Source organism: Actinoplanes sp. SE50/110, assembly GCF_900119315.1.
In the GTDB taxonomy this organism is placed as follows: Bacteria; Actinomycetota; Actinomycetes; order Mycobacteriales; family Micromonosporaceae; genus Actinoplanes.
Map to the genome: position 1 here is coordinate 9,179,772 of NZ_LT827010.1, position 17,768 is coordinate 9,197,539.

The window sequence follows — 17,768 nt, forward strand, 5'->3', positions numbered from 1 at the left end:
GTCCCGTCACGACTTCAGCAGAAGCGGTCGATCAGCGGGCTCGCCCACTCTACGAACCTGGCCGCCACCTGCCCAACTGCCGCGGTGGACGAGTCGTGGACAAGTTGTGGACAGGGGGCCCGGAACCTGTGGGCAGGCCTGTGCACAGCATGTGGACAACTCTTGGGGAAAGAGCCTCAGCAGCACTTTTCCAGCCGCTTCCTGTGGAGGGCAGAAAAGCTGATGGATCTGCAGAAATACTTGGTCGGGTGAGCAGGCCGTCGCTGTGAGGCGTTGCGATTCCGCCTCCGGCACGTCACCCTTTTCAGGTGGACCAACGGGAGTGGGACTACGGTGCCCGCATGTCACGCGAGAGGCGTGCTGCGGACCCTTGGCTCACCCGTGAACGGGAAGCGGAGATCGACGACGCCGAGCCGCGCTGGTCCGCCCTCACCGACACCGGCAGCATGACGCCCAGCCCGGAGGCGCTCACCTGGCAGCGCCGCGCCGACGCCTGGGCGCAGCAGAGCGAGATCGAGCCGTATTCGGGCGGTGGCGGCCAGGCCGTCGAGCCGGCCAACCGGTGGTCCGACGTGGCCGCCACCGGCCGGCCCACCTTCCCCGCCGACGGCACCGGCTGGCGCACCCAGACCTCGGAGTGGCGGGCCACCGGGGCGCGCTGGCGGCAGACCACCGAGTGGCGCTCGTCGACCGGCTCACACGTCTGGCGCTCCACCACCGAGGCCTGGCAGCCCGGCGACGACGACGAACAGCAGCAGCCGACCATTTCCGGCACCGCCTGGCCAACCCCCGAGGACAACACCCGGGACGTGTCGTCGAGCTGGTCCGCGACCAAACCGGTCGAGCAGACCTGGAGCAGCTCCGGGACCCCGTCCTGGCAGCAGCCCGCCACCTCGTGGGACAGCGGCCGCCGCACCCCCGGGGAGAACACGACCGACGTCGCCGGCTGGGACCGTTCCGGCGGCTCCGGCTGGCAGAGCGGTCCGCGCGACGACGGCCGGCACTACGTCCGCGAGGACGACCGGGCGGCGTGGCGGCAGGCCGACACCGAGTGGTCCACCCGGCGCGGCCGTCGTCGCGCGCCCGAGCCCGACGAGCAGCCCTCCGGCGGCTCCGGCTGGTCCAGCGGCGACGAGACGGACAACTGGGCCGGCCACGCCGACACCGGCAACATCTCGTACGCGCCGACCTCGGCACCCTCCTTCGGCAGCCGGTCGGTGCGCCGCGGCCCGCAGCCTCCGCCGCCGGACGACGCCGCTGCTGCGCAGCGTGGGCAGACCCCCATTCAGTTCGGCGTACGACCCGGGTCACGCCGCGCCGCGCCCGACGAGGGCCCGAGCGGCCCGATCGACACCGGCGCCGCCTCCGCGGGTCAGCCCGAACGCCAGCGGGGTCAGAGCCGCCGTGGGCGCGGCCCGCAGCGGTACAACGCCAACCCGACGAACTGGCGCGAGGACACCGCGTCCTGGGACGCCGAACCGGACACCAGCAACTGGACCCGCGACCCGGACACCGGGCAGTGGAGCCGGGCCGAGGACGATCCGCGCGTGCTGGCCTGGCGCGCCGAGGCGGCCCGCCGGGACCAGATGCGGCAGGGCGACGCCGATGAGCAGCCGGGCCGGGGCGAGCAGCCCACGCCGGACGGTGCGGTGGGCTGGGGCGGCCGGCGCGGACAGTGGGACGACGAGCCGAGCGGGCCGATCGGTGGGGTGCCCGGCGGGCCGCTGCCGAGCAGTGCCGTTCCGGACGGGCCGGGGTCGCGGCCGCGCAGCGCCATGCCGGCGCCGCGCAGCGCCATGCCGGCGCCGCGCAGCGCCATGCCGTCTCAACGCAGTGCCATGCCCTCCCAGCGCAGCGCGATGCCGTCGCAGCGCAGCGCGACGCCGTCCAGCGGTGGCGCCGGGTGGGCGGCCGGCGGCGCCCCGTGGAACGGCGCCGACCAGCCCGATCCCTACTCGTCCGGGCGGATCCACGCGGACCAGCCCGACGCCTACACCTCCGGGCGGATCCGGGCCGATCAGGGCCCCGGACGCTTCGGTGCCGAGCAGTACGACAGCGGTGGCCGGCGGCGCGCCCCGGAAGCCGACAGCGGGTCCTGGGACGCCCGGCAGGGCCGCCCCACGGGTCCGGAGGACGACTACGCCGCGGATGGCCGGCGGCAGGGACCGATGCCGCCCCGCGCCCTTCCCGCCGGGCGTTCCGGCTGGCCGCAGCAGGCCGGCCCGCGTGAGCTTCCGGCCGGGCCGTCCGGCTCCACCACCCCGGAGCAGAGCTGGCCGGATCGCGGCCAGGAGCAGGCCGGCTACGGCGCCCGGCAGTACGGATACGAGACGCCGCGCCGGACCGGCGCCCCGGAGACGGACGGGACGTTCGATCTGCGTCGGGCCACCGGTGGCAACGCCGGCTGGTCCGACCCGCGGTCCGCTGACCCGGTCGGCAACAGCTGGTCCGACCCGCGGTCCACCGGCCCCGCTGACGCCGCCTGGACCGACGCGCGCCGCGGCGACGTGCCCGGCGGCCGGCCCGACCCGCGCCGCGCCGACGGTCCGGATGCCGGCGGCTGGGGCGACGCCCGGCGCGCCGGGCAGCCGGACGCCAGCCGGGGTGACTCCGGCCGCGACGACGGCGCCTCCTGGAACGGGTTCGGGCGTGGCGACGGTGCCACCTGGGGCGACCCCGGGCGTGGCGACGGTGCCTCCTGGAGCGACCCCGGCCGCGGCGCGGGTGCCACCGGGAACGGGTCCGGGCGTGGCGACGGTGCCTCCTGGAACGACCCCGGGCGTGCGGCTTTCGCCGGCTGGGGAGACTCCGGCCGTGGCGAGGGGCCCGGCTGGGATGGCTCGCGGCGTGCCGGCGGGCCCGACGAGGCTTCGCGGGGCCACTCACGCCGTGCCGGTGGATCGGACACCGGTGACTGGAGGGACCGTCGCCGTGCCGGTGGAGCAGACCCCGGCGACTGGAGCGACGCCCGCCGAGCCGGTGGACCCGACGACGCGGCGTGGCCCGGCTCCCGTCGCGCCGACGGCTCCGACACCGGCAGCTGGAACGATTCCCGTCGCGGCGGCGCACCGGACACCGGCAGCTGGGGCGACCCGCGCCGTGCTGATGGCCCGGACACCGGCGGCTGGCACGACGCGGGTCGCGGCGGTGCGGATACCGGCAGCTGGGGTGGCACCCGCCGCGCGGGCCGGCCCGACGACGCGTCCGGGCGTGGCTCGCGCCGCGGTGGTGCGCCCGACGGCGACGGCTGGTCCGACACCCGCCGGGTGAGCGGGGCGCGGGCGGTGCCGGTCGAGCCGTCCTACGGCATGCGAGAGCTGCCCGCGGCCCCGGAGCGGCGGGACGACGACACCTCCTGGCGGTCGAACGGTTACGGCGAGCCGACCCGGGACCGGGCGCCGTCCGGCGAGCCGCGGGATCCGCGCAAACCCGCCTACGGCGCGCAGCGCGAACTTCCCAGCGGTCCGACCCCCTGGCCCGGCACCGATGACTACCAGGACGAACCCGGACGGTACGCCGATCCGCGTCGCCGCGACGACCGTGACGACCCGCCGTACGGCGGCACCGGCGGCCGTGGCCAGAACGATCGGCGCCCGTCCGCCTGGAACGGCTCCGAACCTTCGTCCTGGGACGGATCCGGCGGCTATCGCCGGGACGTCTCCCCCGGAACCCCCGGTTACCGCACCGGCCCCGACACTGGCGGCGGGGGTTATCGCCCCGCCGGTCCGGGCGGTGACTGGCGCGCGGACCTCAACGGCGGCGCCGGCCATGATGGTGGCGCCGCCGTAACCACCGGCCCCGCAGGGGGAACCTCGCTCACCGCCGCTCCGGTCTCCGGGACGGCCGGCTACCGTGCCGCCGCAACGCCACCCGCCGCCTCCGTCCCGGGACCGGCCGGCGACTGGCGCGCCGAGCTCAACGGCGCCGCCCCCACGTCGAGTGTTCCGGGTGCCGGCTCGGCTCCGGTCGCCGACTGGCGCGCCCAGATGAACGGCTCGACGGCCGCCCCCACGTCCAGCGCCGCCGGATACCGGGCCTCCGCCGCGGCCGGCACCGATTGGCGCGCCGACATGGGCGCCGCTCCGACCGTGGGCGCGACCGCCCCGGTCTCCGGCGCCACCGGCTACCGCCCACCCGGCACCCCGGCTCCCGCGGCCGACGACTGGCGCCGGGAGATGGCCCGCGAGTCCGCCCCCGCCGACGGCGATCCGCAGCGTTTCAGCACCTCCGACTTCCCGCCCTTCCGGCCGAGCGGTTCCGCCGCCGTCGAGGGCGCCGCCAACCTGGCGCTGAGCGCCACCTCGGTGATCGCCGTCCCCCCGGCCAGCCCCGCGGAGGCTCCCCTCACCGCGGACACCCCGTGGCCGCCACGCCGCCAGCCCGGCACCGCGGCCGCCGAGGAAGACACTTCCTGGCCGCCGCGCCGCCAAGCCGGCACCGCGGCCGTCGAAGAGGACACCTCCTGGCCGCCACGCCGCCAGCCCGGCACCGCAGCCGTCGAAGAGGACACCTCCTGGCCGCCACGCCGCCAAGCCGGCACCGCAGCCGTCGAAGAGGACACCTCCTGGCCGCCGCGCCGCCAGGTCAGCGGTGCACTGTTCGAGAACACCGGCTCCTACGAGCGCCGTCCGGTCAGCAGCGGCGTGCTCTCCAGCCGCCAGAACGACCTGCTCAACCCGGACGACGAGGACGAGCCGGAAACCTCCAGCAGCCCGCTGGCCGCGGTCGGCTACACCGTCGTCTGGTACGGCGTCCCGGTCGTCCTGTTCATCGCCGGAATGCTCCTGCTCAACAGCGGCCAGCGTGCCCACGCCCTGCAAACCCTGGCCAACGCCGCCCCGGAATTCGGCATCTCGCTCACGTTGAGCATCATCGTGGCCTTCGGTCTCCGCTTCGCCACCAGCTCATGGAAATCCGCCAGCGTCGGCCTGGCCGCCGCGGTAGTCGGCGGCGGCCTGGCCACCGTCCTCAGCTCCGCCATCACCGGCAACAGCCTCAGCTGACCCCACCTCACCGGCTCCGCCGCGGGCCCCACTGAGCCACCTCGGCTCACACCGCTCCGGCGCACCCAGCTCGACACAGGCCGGCTCGGCGCACCCGCCGCGGCGCAGACCGGCCCTGGTGCACCCTCTCTGGAATACACCCGCCTCAGGGGCACCGCCTCGACGCACACCTCGCCGGCGCCCGACTTTGGCGCAGACCGACTTCTCGCACCACCTCGGCGCAGACTGGCGCGCGAGTCCGGTCGCGCTTAAGGCCAGACAGGCGCGAGGCCAGACAAGCGCGAGGCTGGGCCGGCGCGAGGCTGGGCCGGCGCGAGGCCGCGGGCCGGGCCGGCCAGCGCGGGCCGCAAGGTCAGGCAGGCGTCGGGGGCCGAGTGCCCACATGGTCGCAGGCGCAAGGCCGGGCCGGCACGAGGCCGGGCCGACACAAGACCAGGCCGACACAAGACCAGACCGACACGAGGCCAGACCGACACAAGACCAGACCGACACGAGGCCAGACCGACACAAGGCCAGACCGGCACGAGGCCAGACCGACACAAGACCAGACCGACACAAGGCCGCGAGCGCCGGACCGGGCGGACGCGGGGCGGGCGCCGGGGTACGGGCCGGCAGGGCAATCAGCGCGGATGGGCGCGGGTGAAGCAGGAGGCGCGGGCCGGCACCAGCGAGCGCGACGCGAGAACAAGCGGAGCGACCCCCGCAAGACCGCGGCGGCAGGGCGGAGAGGCGGAGCGTGGCGATACGAAAGGGGTGGAGAAACACGAACGGCATGCCGGGCGGGCCGGCATGCCGTTGTGGTGGTGCGGAAGGACTTACTTGGCGGCGACCACGTTCACCGGGAACGTGGCGGTCACCTCGGGGTGCAGCTTGACCTGGACGTTGTACGAGCCCGTGGTCTTGATGTGACCCGGGAGCTCGAGACGACGGCGGTCCAGCGACGGGCCACCGGCGGTCTTGACGGCGTCCACGATCTCGGCCGGGGTGATCGAGCCGAACAGGCGGCCGCCGTTGCCGGTCCGCGCGCTCAGCGTGACCTTGAGGCCGGCCAGCTGGCCCTTGACCTCGTTGGCCTGGCCCAGGTCACGGATCTCGCGCGCCTCGCGGGCCCGCTTGATGACCGCGACCTGCTTCTCGGCGCCCTTGGTCCACTGGATGGCGAAGCCCTGCGGCAGCAGGTAGTTACGGCCGTAGCCGTTCTTCACCTCGACGATGTCGCCGGGGGTGCCGAGGCCCGACACCTCCTGCGTGAGGATGATCTTCATTTGGGTGATCCTCCTCAGCGCGCCGTCGCCGTGTACGGCAGGAGCGCCATCTCGCGGGCGTTCTTGACCGCGCGGGCGATCTGCCGCTGCTGCTGAGAGGTCACCCCGGTGACGCGGCGGGCACGGATCTTGCCGCGGTCGGAGATGAACTTGCGCAGCAGCGCGGTGTCCTTGTAGTCGATGTAGGTGATCCCGTCCTTGTCGAGCGGGTTCACCTTCTTCTTCGGCTTGCGAAGCGCAGCAGCCTTAGCCATTGCTCAGAACTCCTGAAGTGGTGATCCTTGCCGGCGGCGGACCGCCGGCAGTGGAAGCCTGGTGGGGCTTAGAAAGGAGGCTCGTCGTCGAACGAGGAGTTGCCGCCGCCGGAGCGGCCGCCGCTGGAGGCCGGTGCTGCCGTGGCCCACGGGTCGTCGTAGTCGTTGCTGTTGCCCCGACCACCGCCGCCCCCGCTGTTGTTGCCACCGCTGAACTGCCGGTTGCCGCCGCCACCGCCGCCGGAGGCGCCGAAGCCACCCCCGCCGCCGCCGGACCTGCTCGCCTTCTGCACCTTCGCCGTGGCGTAGCGCAGGGACGGACCGATCTCGTCGACCTCGAGCTCGATGACGGTGCGCTTCTCTCCCTCTTTGGTGTCGTACGACCGCTGACGCAGCCGGCCCTGCACGATCACCCGGGCGCCGCGCTGCAGCGACTCGGAGACGTGCTCGGCCGCGTCACGCCAGACGCTGCACGAGAGGAAGAGTGGCTCGCCGTCTTTCCAGTCGCCCGACTGCCGGTCCAAGGTCCGCGGAGTGGAGGCGATGCGGAACGAGCAGACCGCCGCCCCGGATTGGGTGAAGCGCAGCTCAGGGTCGTTGACAAGGTTGCCAACAACGGTGATTACGGTTTCTCCAGCCATGAAACTTCTCCTCGCCGCTCAAGTCGTTGACGCAAAGGGTCTCAGGACCCTCTGACAAAAACGCCTCAGCGGGTCTCGGGACGGATGACCTTGGTCCGCAGGATGGACTCGTTGAGCCGGAGCTGACGGTCCAGCTCGGCCACGGCCTCGGGCGTCGCCTGCAGGTCGACGACCGCGTAGATGCCTTCGGCCTTCTTGTTGATCTCGAACGAGAGCCGGCGACGGCCCCAGACGTCGAGCTTCTCCACCGAGCCACCCGCGGTCCTGATCACGTTCAGGTACTGGTCGAGCGACGGGGCCACGGTGCGTTCCTCGAGCGAAGGGTCGAGGATCACCATGAGTTCGTAATGACGCAAGACATTCACCTCCTGTGGGCTATACGGCCACGGTCTTTCCGTGGCAGGAGGTCTTGTGCCGCACGCAGAAGAAAGCCGTGGGAACCATCACGCCCCACGGCGAACAGTCTGCGAACCGAGCCAGCATACCCAGGTCGGGTGCACAGCCCAAAACGAAGACCCCGTCCGGGTGGACGGGGTCTTCGTGACGCAGAGCCGCGGGGCGTCCGGTCCGGTTCGTTGGGTGGGACCTGGGGAGGAACGACCACACCGATGAGGTGGACGCGGTCGCCCCGCGGAGCCTTACGACAAGAATCTTACGCCAGATTTGACCGAGATGCACGTTGCGACACGATTGCCCGAATCGCGGCGGTCAGTACCCCCAGCACGCAGACGATCGCGGTGAGTCCGAGCAGACCGATCGGATGGGTGGTCCGCATCGGCCGGATCGCGGCCACCGGTTCCGCCGCCGGCTCGGTGAGGATGGGCGGCTCGGCTGCCGCGGGAGACTCCGCGGCGGGGGCGGTACCGGCCGGGGAGGCGGTCACCACCGCGGCGCGGTCCGCCGGAAGTACGGTCTTGCGCTCCCCCGGCGGCATGCCCGCGAATGTCGGTCCGCCCGCTACCGACGTACGCGATCCATCGTTTTTGACCTTCTGATCGGTATCCTGCCGCGGCGTTTCGCCGGCGGCGTGCACCTTGGCGGTCCGGCGCCGGTCCGGATCGCGGACCCCGCGCGGGCCGGCTACCTGATGCGGGGGCCGGGACCCGGTGGCGTCGTCGTCCGGAAGGGCCGAGCCGGCCACCGACTGCCCCGCCGAGCCCGCGACGATCGCCGGCAGCGTGCCGGCGTTCGAGCCGCCGGGCGCCGGGTCAGGCAGCGCCGAGGGGGTCGAGGGCACCGCGGTGACCAGCATCGGCACCGGGTCGTCCGAGCCGGCGCAGTCCGGGTCGAGGACCACCGGCGTGGTGCCGCGGCGGAACACCACCTCGGCGGCGCCGTTCTCCGGGATCACGCCACGCGGCGCGCCGGCCAGCTCCAGCCGGGCGTTGTGCCCGGTCCGGTTGACCACGTGCAGGGTGCTCTCGGCCGGCACCCGGAGTCTCTCCACGCTCGGCTTCGAGCCGCAGGACAGGCCCAGCATGCCACCGTCAAAGGTGACCCGGCGCGCCCCGGGTTCGAGCTGGTCGGCGTTCGCCGTGCCATTGGTGAGCAGCGGCACGCCGAAGATCAGACCGCTGGCCACCAGCGCCGCCATCCGGTATCGGAACTGCCGCGACATCGACCATCTCCCCAGTACGTCACCGGCCGGGACCGGAATCGGTCAAACGTGATCGATGGGGCTAACGACGCGTGGCGGAGCCCGGTGACGCTCGCCGGAAAGTGTCGGACCCGCGTCGTAGGCTCGTCCCATGCGCATCGGAGCCCATGTCGATTCCGCCGACCCGCTGGCCGAGGCCGCCGCCCGCGGCGCCGAGGCGGTGCAGTTCTTCCTGTCCGACCCGCAGAGCTACAAGAACCCGGCACCCCGTGCCGACGTCGAGCAGCTCCGCGCTTCCGAGGTGGACATCTACATCCACGCGCCCTACCGGCTGAACGTCGCCTCGCCCAACAACCGGATCCGCATCCCGAGCCGCAAGCTGCTGATGACGCATGCCCGCGCGGCCGCCGAGATCGGGGCGAAAGGGTTGATCGTGCACGGCGGCCACGTCGAGGGCGGCGATCTCACCGTCGGCTTCGACAACTGGCGCAAAGCCTTCGAGTACGCGGAGAAGGACGGCGGCCTCCCCCTCCCGATCCTGATCGAGAACACCGCGGGCGGCGACAACGCGTGCGCCCGACGGTTCGACGACCTGGCCCGGCTGTGGGACGCGGTCGGCTCGTTCGGGGCCGGTTTCTGCCTGGACACGTGCCACGCGTTCGCCGGCGGGGAGGACCTGACCGGCATCGTCGACCGGGTCAAGGCGATCACCGGGCGGATCGACCTGATCCACGCCAACGATTCCAAGGGTGGTTTCGACTCGGGCCAGGACCGGCACGACAACCTGGGGAGTGGGAAGATCGACCCCGAGTTGGTGGTCGCCGCCATCCGCGCCTCCGGGGCCACGGCCATTGTGGAGACTCCGGGCGGGGTGGCCGGGCAGAGCGCCGACATCGCCCTACTGCGGGAGCGGTCGGGCTCCTGAGATACCTGGGTCCGGGGAGGGTCATGACCGAGCAGCCGCAACCGCTCTCGACCACATCCGCTGACGACGGCGCGGAAACGCCGGGGTCGGGGAAGCCGAGGAGGAAGCGACTTTTCGGGATCTTCGGGTCCAAGCGCGCCGACGAAAAGGGCGTGACTCCGTCGCCACCTGCACAACCGGCTTCGGCACCGGAGGGGAAACCGGCTCCGGCCCCGCTCCCGATCGCGTCGGAGCCGGCCACTTCGGGTGGCGCCGAGGCGATCAAGGATGTCGATGCGGCGGGGGACGGGAAAGCCGTCGGCGCAGCGGTGCCGGCGGCCGCCGAGGCCTCCGATCCGAAATCGGCCGATGCACCGGCTCCGGACGGGCCGGCGTCCGGACAAACCGAAAAGCGTGCTTCTTCAGCCGATGTCGCCGATGAAGCCGGGGCCGAGATCGCCGGAAAAGACGGGGACGGCAAGACCGACGAAAAACGCGCCGGGTCCGCGGACTCGACGGACCACAAGCACAGCGGCGGTACGCAGGAAGCGGACGGGACGGCCGCGAAGAGTGCCGCCGCGACTCCACAGGGGACGCGCAAGCGTAAGGAGCTGCCCGAGACGCGCCCACCCGGAGTGCCCCAGGACCCGTGGCGCGCATTCGCTGCCATCCCGGAGAAACCGCCCGGCCGGATCCGCCGCGGACTGCGGGCGACCGGGCGGTGGTTCATCCACGAATACCGGCTGGCGATCTACGCCTGCTCGCTGCTGGCGGTCGGGCTGACCTGGCCCACCCTGCGATATCCGCTGCACACCCTGCCGCACGACCTCGGCGACCCGTCCCGGCAGGCGTGGCAGGTCGCCTGGCTGGGGCACGTGCTGCGGACCAATCCCGTCAAGATCTGGCAGTCCAACGCGTACTTCCCGACCGGGGACAGCTTCGCCTACGGCGACAGCCTGCTGGGCTATGCGCCGGCCGGGCTGCTCGGCGCCGGGCCCGAGTCGGCGGTGCTGCGCTACAACATCCTCTTCGTGCTGGCCCACGCACTGCTGCTGTTCGGGGCGTACGCGCTGGTGCGGCAGCTCGGCGCCCGGCCGACCGGGGCGGCGGTGGGGGCGGCCGCCTTCGCGTACGCGCCGTGGCGCCTTGCCCAGGAAGGGCACCTCGACATCGTGTCGGCGGGGGCCATCCCGCTGGCGCTGGCGCTGCTGGCCCGGGGGCACGGATGGTCGATCCGGTACGGGTTCCGGCCGGGGAAACGGCACGCCGGGTGGGCGGCGCTGGGCTGGCTGGTGGCGGTCTGGCAGCTCAGTCTCGGCTTCTCGTTGGGGTTGCCGTTCGCCTTCGTGCTGGCGGCTGTGGTGCTGTTCATGCTGGTGGCGGTGCCGATCCGACGGCTGGTGCAGCGGCGCCGCCGGAAGAAGGCGGCGGCGCTCGCGGCAGCCACCGCGACGGCGGCGGGGGAGAGCGGCGTCGACACCGGCAAACCCGCCGTGTCCGGTGCGGAGGCCGCAGTCAGCAAGACCGCTGCGGACGGCAAGGATCCTTCAGGTGCCCAGGACTCCGCAGGTACCAAAGACTCTGCCGGTGCCAAGGACTCCGCCGGTACCAAACACTCTGCCGGTGCCAAGGACTCCGCAGGTTCCAAAGACTCTGCGGGTGCCAAAGACTCTGCCGGCGTTGAGGACCCTGCCGGCGTTAAGGACTCCGCTGGCGGCGAACATGCCCTGCCTGGCTCCGAGGCCGCGGGCGGCGAGAATCCCGCGACCGCGAAGGGACCCGCCAAGGCCACCGACATGCCCGCGGCCGACGAGAAGTCCGAAACGGGAGAAGATCCGGTTGAGGGCGGGGAGGTTCCGGCAGCTCCGGGTTTCGCCGCGGATGACAAGAAGGGCGCGGTTGCCAGCGAGGGTGTGACACTCGCGAAAACCGGCGTCAAGGCGGATGCGGTCGACAGGGAGCAGCCGGGGGCCGAGGACACGGCAGCGGGCGGCAGGGTCAAGGTCGCGTCCGCCGATGAGATCAAGGCCGATGGCGGTGACAAGGCCGGCTCGGATGCCAAGGCCGATGACGCCGGCAGGACCGATGACGCCGGCAAAGGCTCTGTCGGTGAGAAGGCCGCTGGCTCGACGACCGCCGGTGAGTCGGGGAAGGCCCCGGGCGTAGAGAATCCTGCCGAGACGGAGAAGGCCCCGGAGGCGAAGCAGCCTGCCGGGGCGGAGAAGGCCGCAGGCGCGGCAACAGGCGCTGAGGCGGGGAATGCCGCGGAGGCGGGCGCGGAGGGCAAGAAAGACACCGGGGCTGAGGCGGGCGGCGCGAGGAAGACGGCTGAGGACGGCAAAGACGCTGAAGCCGGCAAGAACGCTGAAGCCGGCAAGAACGCTGAAGCCGGGACGAAGGACGCCGGGGCCGGGAAGGACGCCGGAGCCGGGACGAAGGACGTCGGTAAGCGTCGCGGTAGGCGGGCTGGAGCGGGCGGGCGGCGCAGGCGGCGGGGGGCGCGGCATCGGAAGGAGAATGCCCGGCCCAGCCACGCGGTGCTCGGATGGCGGCTTCTGCTGGCCGACTTCCTCGGCGTACTGCTGTTCGCCGGGATGGGTGTGGTCCTCGCCATCCCGTATCTGCGGGTGCCGGACGTGCCGGAGCGGTGGAAGCAGATCGGGCTGCTCTCGCCGCCGGTGCGCAGCCTGCTGATCGGGCCCGCCGAGTCGCGGATCTGGGGGACGGCGCACGCCACCCCGCGCGGTTCGCTCGGTGCGGCGGCGGAGATGTCGCTGCTTCCCGGGTTCATGCTGTACGCGCTGGCACTGGCCGGGCTGATCTTCTCGATCTGGCGGTGGCGGCAGCGGCTGTTCCTGATCCTCGGACTGGCCGTGGCGATGATCCTGACGCTGGGCACGACATTCTTCGCCGGCCGCTGGACGTACCTTCCGCTGTTCGGGCATTTGCCGGCCTCGTTCGACCTGCTGGTGCCCGGCCGGCTGATGATCTGGGTGACGCTGGTGCTGGCGATCCTGGCGGCCGGGGCGGTCGACGAGTTCGTCCGGCGAATCGACCACTTCGCCGCGCAGCGGACCCCGCCGTGGCCGAGCCCCTGGTTGCGCCTGGCCACCCTCGTACCGTTGCTGCTCGTGATCCTCGAGGGCTGGAACGCGACCGCGCACCCGGTGGCCCCGGCCCAGCCGGCCGCGATGCGGACCGTGGGTGGCCCCCTGCTGGTGCTGCCGACGGCCGAGGTCACCGATCAGACCGTGCAGCTCTGGACCACCTCGCGCTATCAGCAGGTGGCCAACGGCGGCGGCCGGGTCGCGGCGGTCCGCCAGGCGGAGATGCGTGGAAAGGTCGCCTCGTTCCCCGATCTGACCAGCATCGAATATCTGCGGTCGAACAAGATCAGCACGGTGCTGCTGATCCGTTCCGAGGTCGCCGGCACGCCATGGGAGCAGGCCGGCGATCTGCCGGTCGACTCGCTCGGCATCCGCCGCGAGGACCTGCCCGACGCCGTGGTCTTCCACCTGGACTGACCGGCCCCGGCAGAGCCGGACCGGCGCGCCGCAGAACCGAACGACCGGATTCCGCCGGAGCGAGAGTGGGCGCCACACAACGAGAGAGCGGGCGCCACACAACGAGAGAGCGGGCGCCACACAACGAGAGAGCGGGCGCCGCAGGACGAAAAGAACGGGGCGCACCTGACGGTGCGCCCCGCTCCATGAGGATTGCTAGGCCTTCATGACGACCGGGTCGTCCGGGGGCACCAGCTCGACCGGCCCGGTCGGCTTGATCAAGCCGAAGCCGAGCCGCATCCGCTCGATCCACGGCGCGTCCGGCCCGTCCAGCTCGCCGGCGTCCGGATCCGCCCCGCCGTAGGTCTGCCGGACGACGTCCAGCTCGGGCCGCCAGATCTCACGGATCACCAGGCCGCACAGGACCGCCACGGTGATCAGGCGCAGCGCGGAGGCCAGCACGAACGTGCCCTCGGGGATGACCGGCTTGCCGCCGGCACCGATCAGCTCGGCGTAGAAGGCGGCGAAGTACCCGATCTCGGCCACCGTCCAGGCCAGGATCGCCCCCCACTTGGGCCGGGCCAACACCACCAGCGGCAGCAGCCAGAGCACGTACTGCTGCGACCACACCTTGCTGGTCAGCAGGAAGAACGCGACGACCAGGAACGCCATCTGGGCCAGCCGCGGCGGCTTCGGGGCGAGCAGCCCGACCGCCACGAGCGCGAGGCAGGCCAGCCCGAACAGCGCGTAGGTCACCCAGTTCAGGGTGGGGACGTGGTCGCTGAGCCACTGGAACGGGCCCTGGTCGCCGGCCGCCCCGCTCTTCCACTTGCCGTCCAGGTATCGCCCGACGTACCAGAGTGTGCCCCAGTCCACCGGGCGTTCCGAGTTGAGCCGGAAGAACTTGAGCCAGGCCTCGTGATGCCAGTACCAGACCGGGAAGTTGACCACCGCCCACGCGGCGACCGTTCCGAGCGCCGCTTCCACGAACGCCCGGATCCGTCCGCTGCGCATCGCCAGCACCAGCAGCGGCCCGAGCAGGAACAGCGGCCACAGTTTGGCCGCCGCGCCCAGCCCGAGGAGGATGCCGGCCCAGGCCGGCTGCCGGCGCACCCACAGGTACAGCCCGACGGCGGCAAACCCGATGGCCAGGAAGTCCCAGTTGACCGTTGCGGTGACCAGCAGGATGGGGGAGAGCGCGAAGATCGCCGCATCCCATGGTCGTCGCCGGCGGAGGGCGAGCAGGACCGCCGCGGTGGCGACCGCCAGGATCGACAGGATCAGCGCGTTGATGTTGTAGAACCAGCTGCCCTGATTGATCTTCGTGTTCTGCGTCGTCCCGTACCAGTGCACCGGCAGCCCGATCGCGCCCATGAAGTAGCCGGTGACGACCGGGTACTCCACCTCATGGCCGACGTAGGGCACCTGGCCGTCGCTGAGCCCTTCGGCGTAGTACAGGGCCAGCACGTCGGTGTAGCAGAACCGGGTGTACTGCATGTTCTTCTGCCAGTCGCCGCTCATGCAGGGCGACTTCTGCACCCAGGACAGCGCCAGGATCAGGCAGGTGAGGGCCAGGACGAACCGCGGGGCGGTCCAGAATCGGTGGGGCCGGGCGTCCGGGCGGGTCGCATGCGAGCCCAGCGGCCCGCCGATGATCTGCGACAGTCCCCGCACGAAACCGTCCGAGGTCGCGCTCGGGACGTCGGGCCGGTCGGTGGACGGTTGCGCGCTCATGTCTTGGCATCATGCCGCATGAAGCCCGGAGATCGGACCTCACCCGGACGCGGCGCACCGAGTGGACCGGAACAGAAGACGGCGCCCACCTCGATGAGGTGGGCGCCGTCGTCAGTCGGTCAGGACATCAACCGCCGTTGTTGGTCGTCGTCCCGTCGTTGTTCGTCGTCCCGGTGCCGGTGCCGCCGGGGCCGGTGCCGGGGCCGCCGCCGGTGTTGCCACCGCCGTTGTTGCCACCACCGTTGTTGTTGCCACCGCCGTTGTTGCCACCACCGTTGTTGTTGCCACCGCCGTTGTTGTTACCGCCACCGTTGTTGTTGCCACCGCAGAGGAACGACAGCGCACCACAGACCTGGCTGTTGTCCTGCGTCGGCTGCTGCACCGGCAGGGGCTTGCCGTTGCCCAGGCTGTCGTCGCCACCGGGCTGCCGCGGCGGGAAGTCCTTCTTTTCCCAATTCTTCTTCTCGGCGACGGCGTCGATGAACTTCTTCCAGATCGCGGCCGGCTCGTTGGCGCCGAACATCTTGCCGCCGTTGCCGTTGACCAGCGGAACCCGGTTCTTCTTGCCGCCGACCCAGACCGTGGCAGCCAGCTGCGGGATGCCGCCGACGAACCAGGCGTCGCCGTTCTTGGTGCTCTCCTTCTGGTTGAGCTCCCAGGAACCCGACTTGCCGACCGCCTCGCGGCCACCGGCGAGGGTGTGGTTGGCGTGCCCCGGGATCCTCTTGAGCACCGCGGTCAGGTCGGACATCTGGGCCGCGTCGAAGACCCGGGTGCCGTCCTTGGGAATGGTCTTCAGGTTGGTCTGCTTGCCGCTGGTCGGGTCGACCGACTTGATCGCCTTGATGAAGTGCGTCTGGTGCCGGACGCCCTGGGCGACGATGGTCGCGACACCACTGGCGTGGTCCAGCGGGAGCACCCGGAACTGACCGAAGCCGATCTCGTCGCTGAAGTACTTGTCCCAGGTCGAGGCGTCGGTGTGGTCGAGGTCGATGCGCTTGCCGTCGTTGTTCCAGATGTAGTGGATGCCGGCCGCCTTGGCGGCCGCGACGACCTTGTCCGGGTGCAGCTGGTCGGCGATCCAGTAGAACGGGAAGTTGTACGACTTGACGGTGGCCTGCTCCAGGTCACAGCTGGAGACGCTGTGGCCGTTGTCGTTACAGGTCTTGCCGCCGTCCTGGCCGGCGTTGCTGATCTTGCCGCCGCCGACGCGCTCCTTGTTGCCGTCCCAGAGCGTGTTGAACGAGTAGTTCGCCTTCAGCGCCGCGGACAGTGTGTAGATCTTGAAGGACGAGGCGGGGGACTGCCCACCACTCTCCATCACGCCACTGCCGTCACCGGCCATGTAGCCGCCGTAGTCGATGCCCTCGGGATCGTCACCGGCGTAGTAGCCGAGCACCTCACCGTCGGTCGGGTCGATGCCGATCACCGCGGACTGGTAGGTGCTGGGCCGGGTGTGCAACGGCGAGGTCGCGCTGTTGCGGGAGCCGGCCGCCTCGGCCGCGGCCTGGATGTCCGGGTCGATCGTCGTGGTGATCGACAGGCCGCCCTTGCGGATGATGTCGTCGGTGATGCCGAGCTGGTGCAGCTCGTAGGTGACGTGTCGCATGATCATGCCGACCGGCTTGCCGTCGGCACAGGTCTTGCAGGCCGGGGTCTTCGCCTGGGCCTTCGGGTATTGCCGCTGGTCGTACTGCTGCTGGTTGATCCAGTGCATGTCCAGCATGTTCTTCATGGTGTATTCCCACCGGTCCCGCGAGGCGGGCTCGTTGACCAGCGGGTCGTAACCCTTGTGCACGGAGTTCGGGTACGGCTGCTTGATGATCGAGGCGATCACCGCGGCCTGGTACGGGGTGATCTCCTTGAGCTTGCCGTCGCCACCCTTCTTGATGGTGGCGTTGAAGTAGCCCCGGGCCGCGGCCTCCGCGCCGAGCCGGCCCTCACCGAGGTCGATGTAGTTCAGGTACAGCCCCATGATCTGGGCCTTGTTGTACTTCGACTCCAGCTTGCGGGCGATCACCGCCTCGCGCAGCTTGCGGCTGTAGCTGATCGCCTTGAGGTCGGCGACGTGCCGCGCGTACTGCTGGGTGATGGTGGACGCGCCCTGCTTGTCGCCGCCGGTGAAGTTGTTCCAGGCGGCGCGGGCGATGCCCTTCAGGTCGATGCCGTTGTGGGTGTAGAAGTTCTTGTCCTCAGCGGCGGCGACGGCGTGCGCCATGTTGTCGCTGATGTCCTGGTACGGCACGTTGACCCGGGGGTCACCCTCCTGCGCCAGGAGACCGCCCGTGGCGTTGTAGATGAGGTTCATCTGCGCTTCGGGCTTGGGGACCGGCAGCTCGACGTCGTCGAAGAAGTACGTGCCGCCGACGATGCCCGCGCCGATCATGATGACCAGCACCGCGGCCGCGGCGGTCAGGATGTTCGCCCGGCGGTACTTCTTGTCGGCCTTGGTGCGCGGACGCTTGCCGCCGCCGCCGTCACCGCCACCCGACCCGCCTGAGCCGCCGCCACCCGGGGGCGGCGGCGGGGGCACCGAGGCACGCCCGCCGATCGAGGCGGATCCGACCGACGCGCGGCCACCGACCGCCGCCGAGCCGACGGAGGCGGCACCCACCGAGGCCGACCCGACCGACGCGCGGCCACCGACCGCGGCCGAACCCACCGACGCGGCGCCGACCGAAGCGGCACCGACGGAGGCGGCTCCCACCGAGGCGCGGCCACCGACCGCCGCGGAACCGGCGGACCGCCGGTACGCGTCCGGGGCGGGGCGGTCCTGCTCGTCCGGTCCGGAAGCAGCGGAAGGCCCGGGCACTCGGGCCCGGGCACGCGGATTCTGCGGTTCGCCGTACGGATTCATTCCTTCACAC

The 17,768-nt window shown here is 71.7% G+C and carries 10 protein-coding genes; 3 read left to right on the top strand and 7 right to left on the bottom strand.

Going from position 1 to position 17,768, the window contains the following annotated elements:
- Positions 1-341 precede the first annotated feature (341 nt).
- Positions 342-5,003: a hypothetical protein gene (locus ACSP50_RS41180; RefSeq protein ID WP_155123732.1), complete on the top strand. Its 4,662-nt coding sequence runs from the start codon at positions 342-344 to the stop codon at positions 5,001-5,003.
- Between the two features lie 815 nt (positions 5,004-5,818).
- Here ACSP50_RS41180 and rplI read toward each other — a convergent pair.
- From rplI to ACSP50_RS41205, 5 genes are all read right to left on the bottom strand, one after another.
- On the bottom strand, positions 5,819-6,268 hold the full coding sequence (gene rplI / locus ACSP50_RS41185) for a 50S ribosomal protein L9 (RefSeq protein WP_014695272.1): 450 nt from the start codon (positions 6,266-6,268) through the stop codon (positions 5,819-5,821).
- A 14-nt stretch (positions 6,269-6,282) separates the two neighbouring features.
- The gene (gene rpsR / locus ACSP50_RS41190; protein WP_007073789.1) at positions 6,283-6,522 is read right to left on the bottom strand and encodes a 30S ribosomal protein S18; all 240 of its coding nucleotides are present in this window, start codon (positions 6,520-6,522) and stop codon (positions 6,283-6,285) included.
- A gap of 68 nt (positions 6,523-6,590) precedes the next feature.
- Positions 6,591-7,163: a single-stranded DNA-binding protein gene (locus ACSP50_RS41195; protein WP_014695273.1), complete on the bottom strand. Its 573-nt coding sequence runs from the start codon at positions 7,161-7,163 to the stop codon at positions 6,591-6,593.
- 65 nt (positions 7,164-7,228) lie between these two features.
- Positions 7,229-7,519: a 30S ribosomal protein S6 gene (gene rpsF / locus ACSP50_RS41200; protein ID WP_014448192.1), complete on the bottom strand. Its 291-nt coding sequence runs from the start codon at positions 7,517-7,519 to the stop codon at positions 7,229-7,231.
- A 296-nt stretch (positions 7,520-7,815) separates the two neighbouring features.
- Positions 7,816-8,781 (bottom strand): hypothetical protein, encoded by a 966-nt coding sequence (locus tag ACSP50_RS41205; RefSeq protein ID WP_014695274.1) that lies wholly within the window; start codon positions 8,779-8,781, stop codon positions 7,816-7,818.
- Positions 8,782-8,911: 130 nt separating this feature from the next.
- Between ACSP50_RS41205 and ACSP50_RS41210 the strand changes: the two genes are divergently transcribed.
- Positions 8,912-9,685, top strand: a complete 774-nt coding sequence (locus ACSP50_RS41210) for a deoxyribonuclease IV (protein WP_014695275.1) — start codon at positions 8,912-8,914, stop codon at positions 9,683-9,685.
- Between the two features lie 614 nt (positions 9,686-10,299).
- Positions 10,300-13,188 carry a hypothetical protein gene (locus ACSP50_RS43635; RefSeq protein ID WP_197688110.1) on the top strand — a complete coding sequence of 963 codons (2,889 nt, stop codon included), beginning with the start codon at positions 10,300-10,302 and terminating at the stop codon, positions 13,186-13,188.
- 195 nt (positions 13,189-13,383) lie between these two features.
- Here the strand turns inward: ACSP50_RS43635 and ACSP50_RS41220 are convergent, their stop codons facing one another.
- Both ACSP50_RS41220 and ACSP50_RS41225 read right to left on the bottom strand, forming a co-directional pair.
- The gene (locus tag ACSP50_RS41220; protein WP_014695277.1) at positions 13,384-14,901 is read right to left on the bottom strand and encodes a glycosyltransferase family 87 protein; all 1,518 of its coding nucleotides are present in this window, start codon (positions 14,899-14,901) and stop codon (positions 13,384-13,386) included.
- Between the two features lie 127 nt (positions 14,902-15,028).
- A complete protein-coding gene (locus tag ACSP50_RS41225) occupies positions 15,029-17,758 on the bottom strand; it encodes a transglycosylase domain-containing protein (RefSeq protein WP_014695278.1) in 2,730 nt (909 codons plus the stop codon).
- Positions 17,759-17,768 lie beyond the last annotated feature (10 nt).

Excerpts from the sequence above, each read along its gene's own strand:
- ACSP50_RS41180 (WP_155123732.1), top strand. The coding sequence starts at position 342 with ATGTCACGCGAGAGGCGTGCTGCGGACCCTTGGCTCACCCGTGAACGG.
- rplI (WP_014695272.1), bottom strand. The coding sequence starts at position 6,268 with ATGAAGATCATCCTCACGCAGGAGGTGTCGGGCCTCGGCACCCCCGGC.
- rpsR (WP_007073789.1), bottom strand. The coding sequence starts at position 6,522 with ATGGCTAAGGCTGCTGCGCTTCGCAAGCCGAAGAAGAAGGTGAACCCG.
- ACSP50_RS41195 (WP_014695273.1), bottom strand. The coding sequence starts at position 7,163 with ATGGCTGGAGAAACCGTAATCACCGTTGTTGGCAACCTTGTCAACGAC.
- ACSP50_RS41205 (WP_014695274.1), bottom strand. The coding sequence starts at position 8,781 with ATGTCGCGGCAGTTCCGATACCGGATGGCGGCGCTGGTGGCCAGCGGT.
- ACSP50_RS41210 (WP_014695275.1), top strand. The coding sequence starts at position 8,912 with ATGCGCATCGGAGCCCATGTCGATTCCGCCGACCCGCTGGCCGAGGCC.
- ACSP50_RS41220 (WP_014695277.1), bottom strand. The coding sequence starts at position 14,901 with ATGAGCGCGCAACCGTCCACCGACCGGCCCGACGTCCCGAGCGCGACC.
- ACSP50_RS41225 (WP_014695278.1), bottom strand. The coding sequence starts at position 17,758 with ATGAATCCGTACGGCGAACCGCAGAATCCGCGTGCCCGGGCCCGAGTG.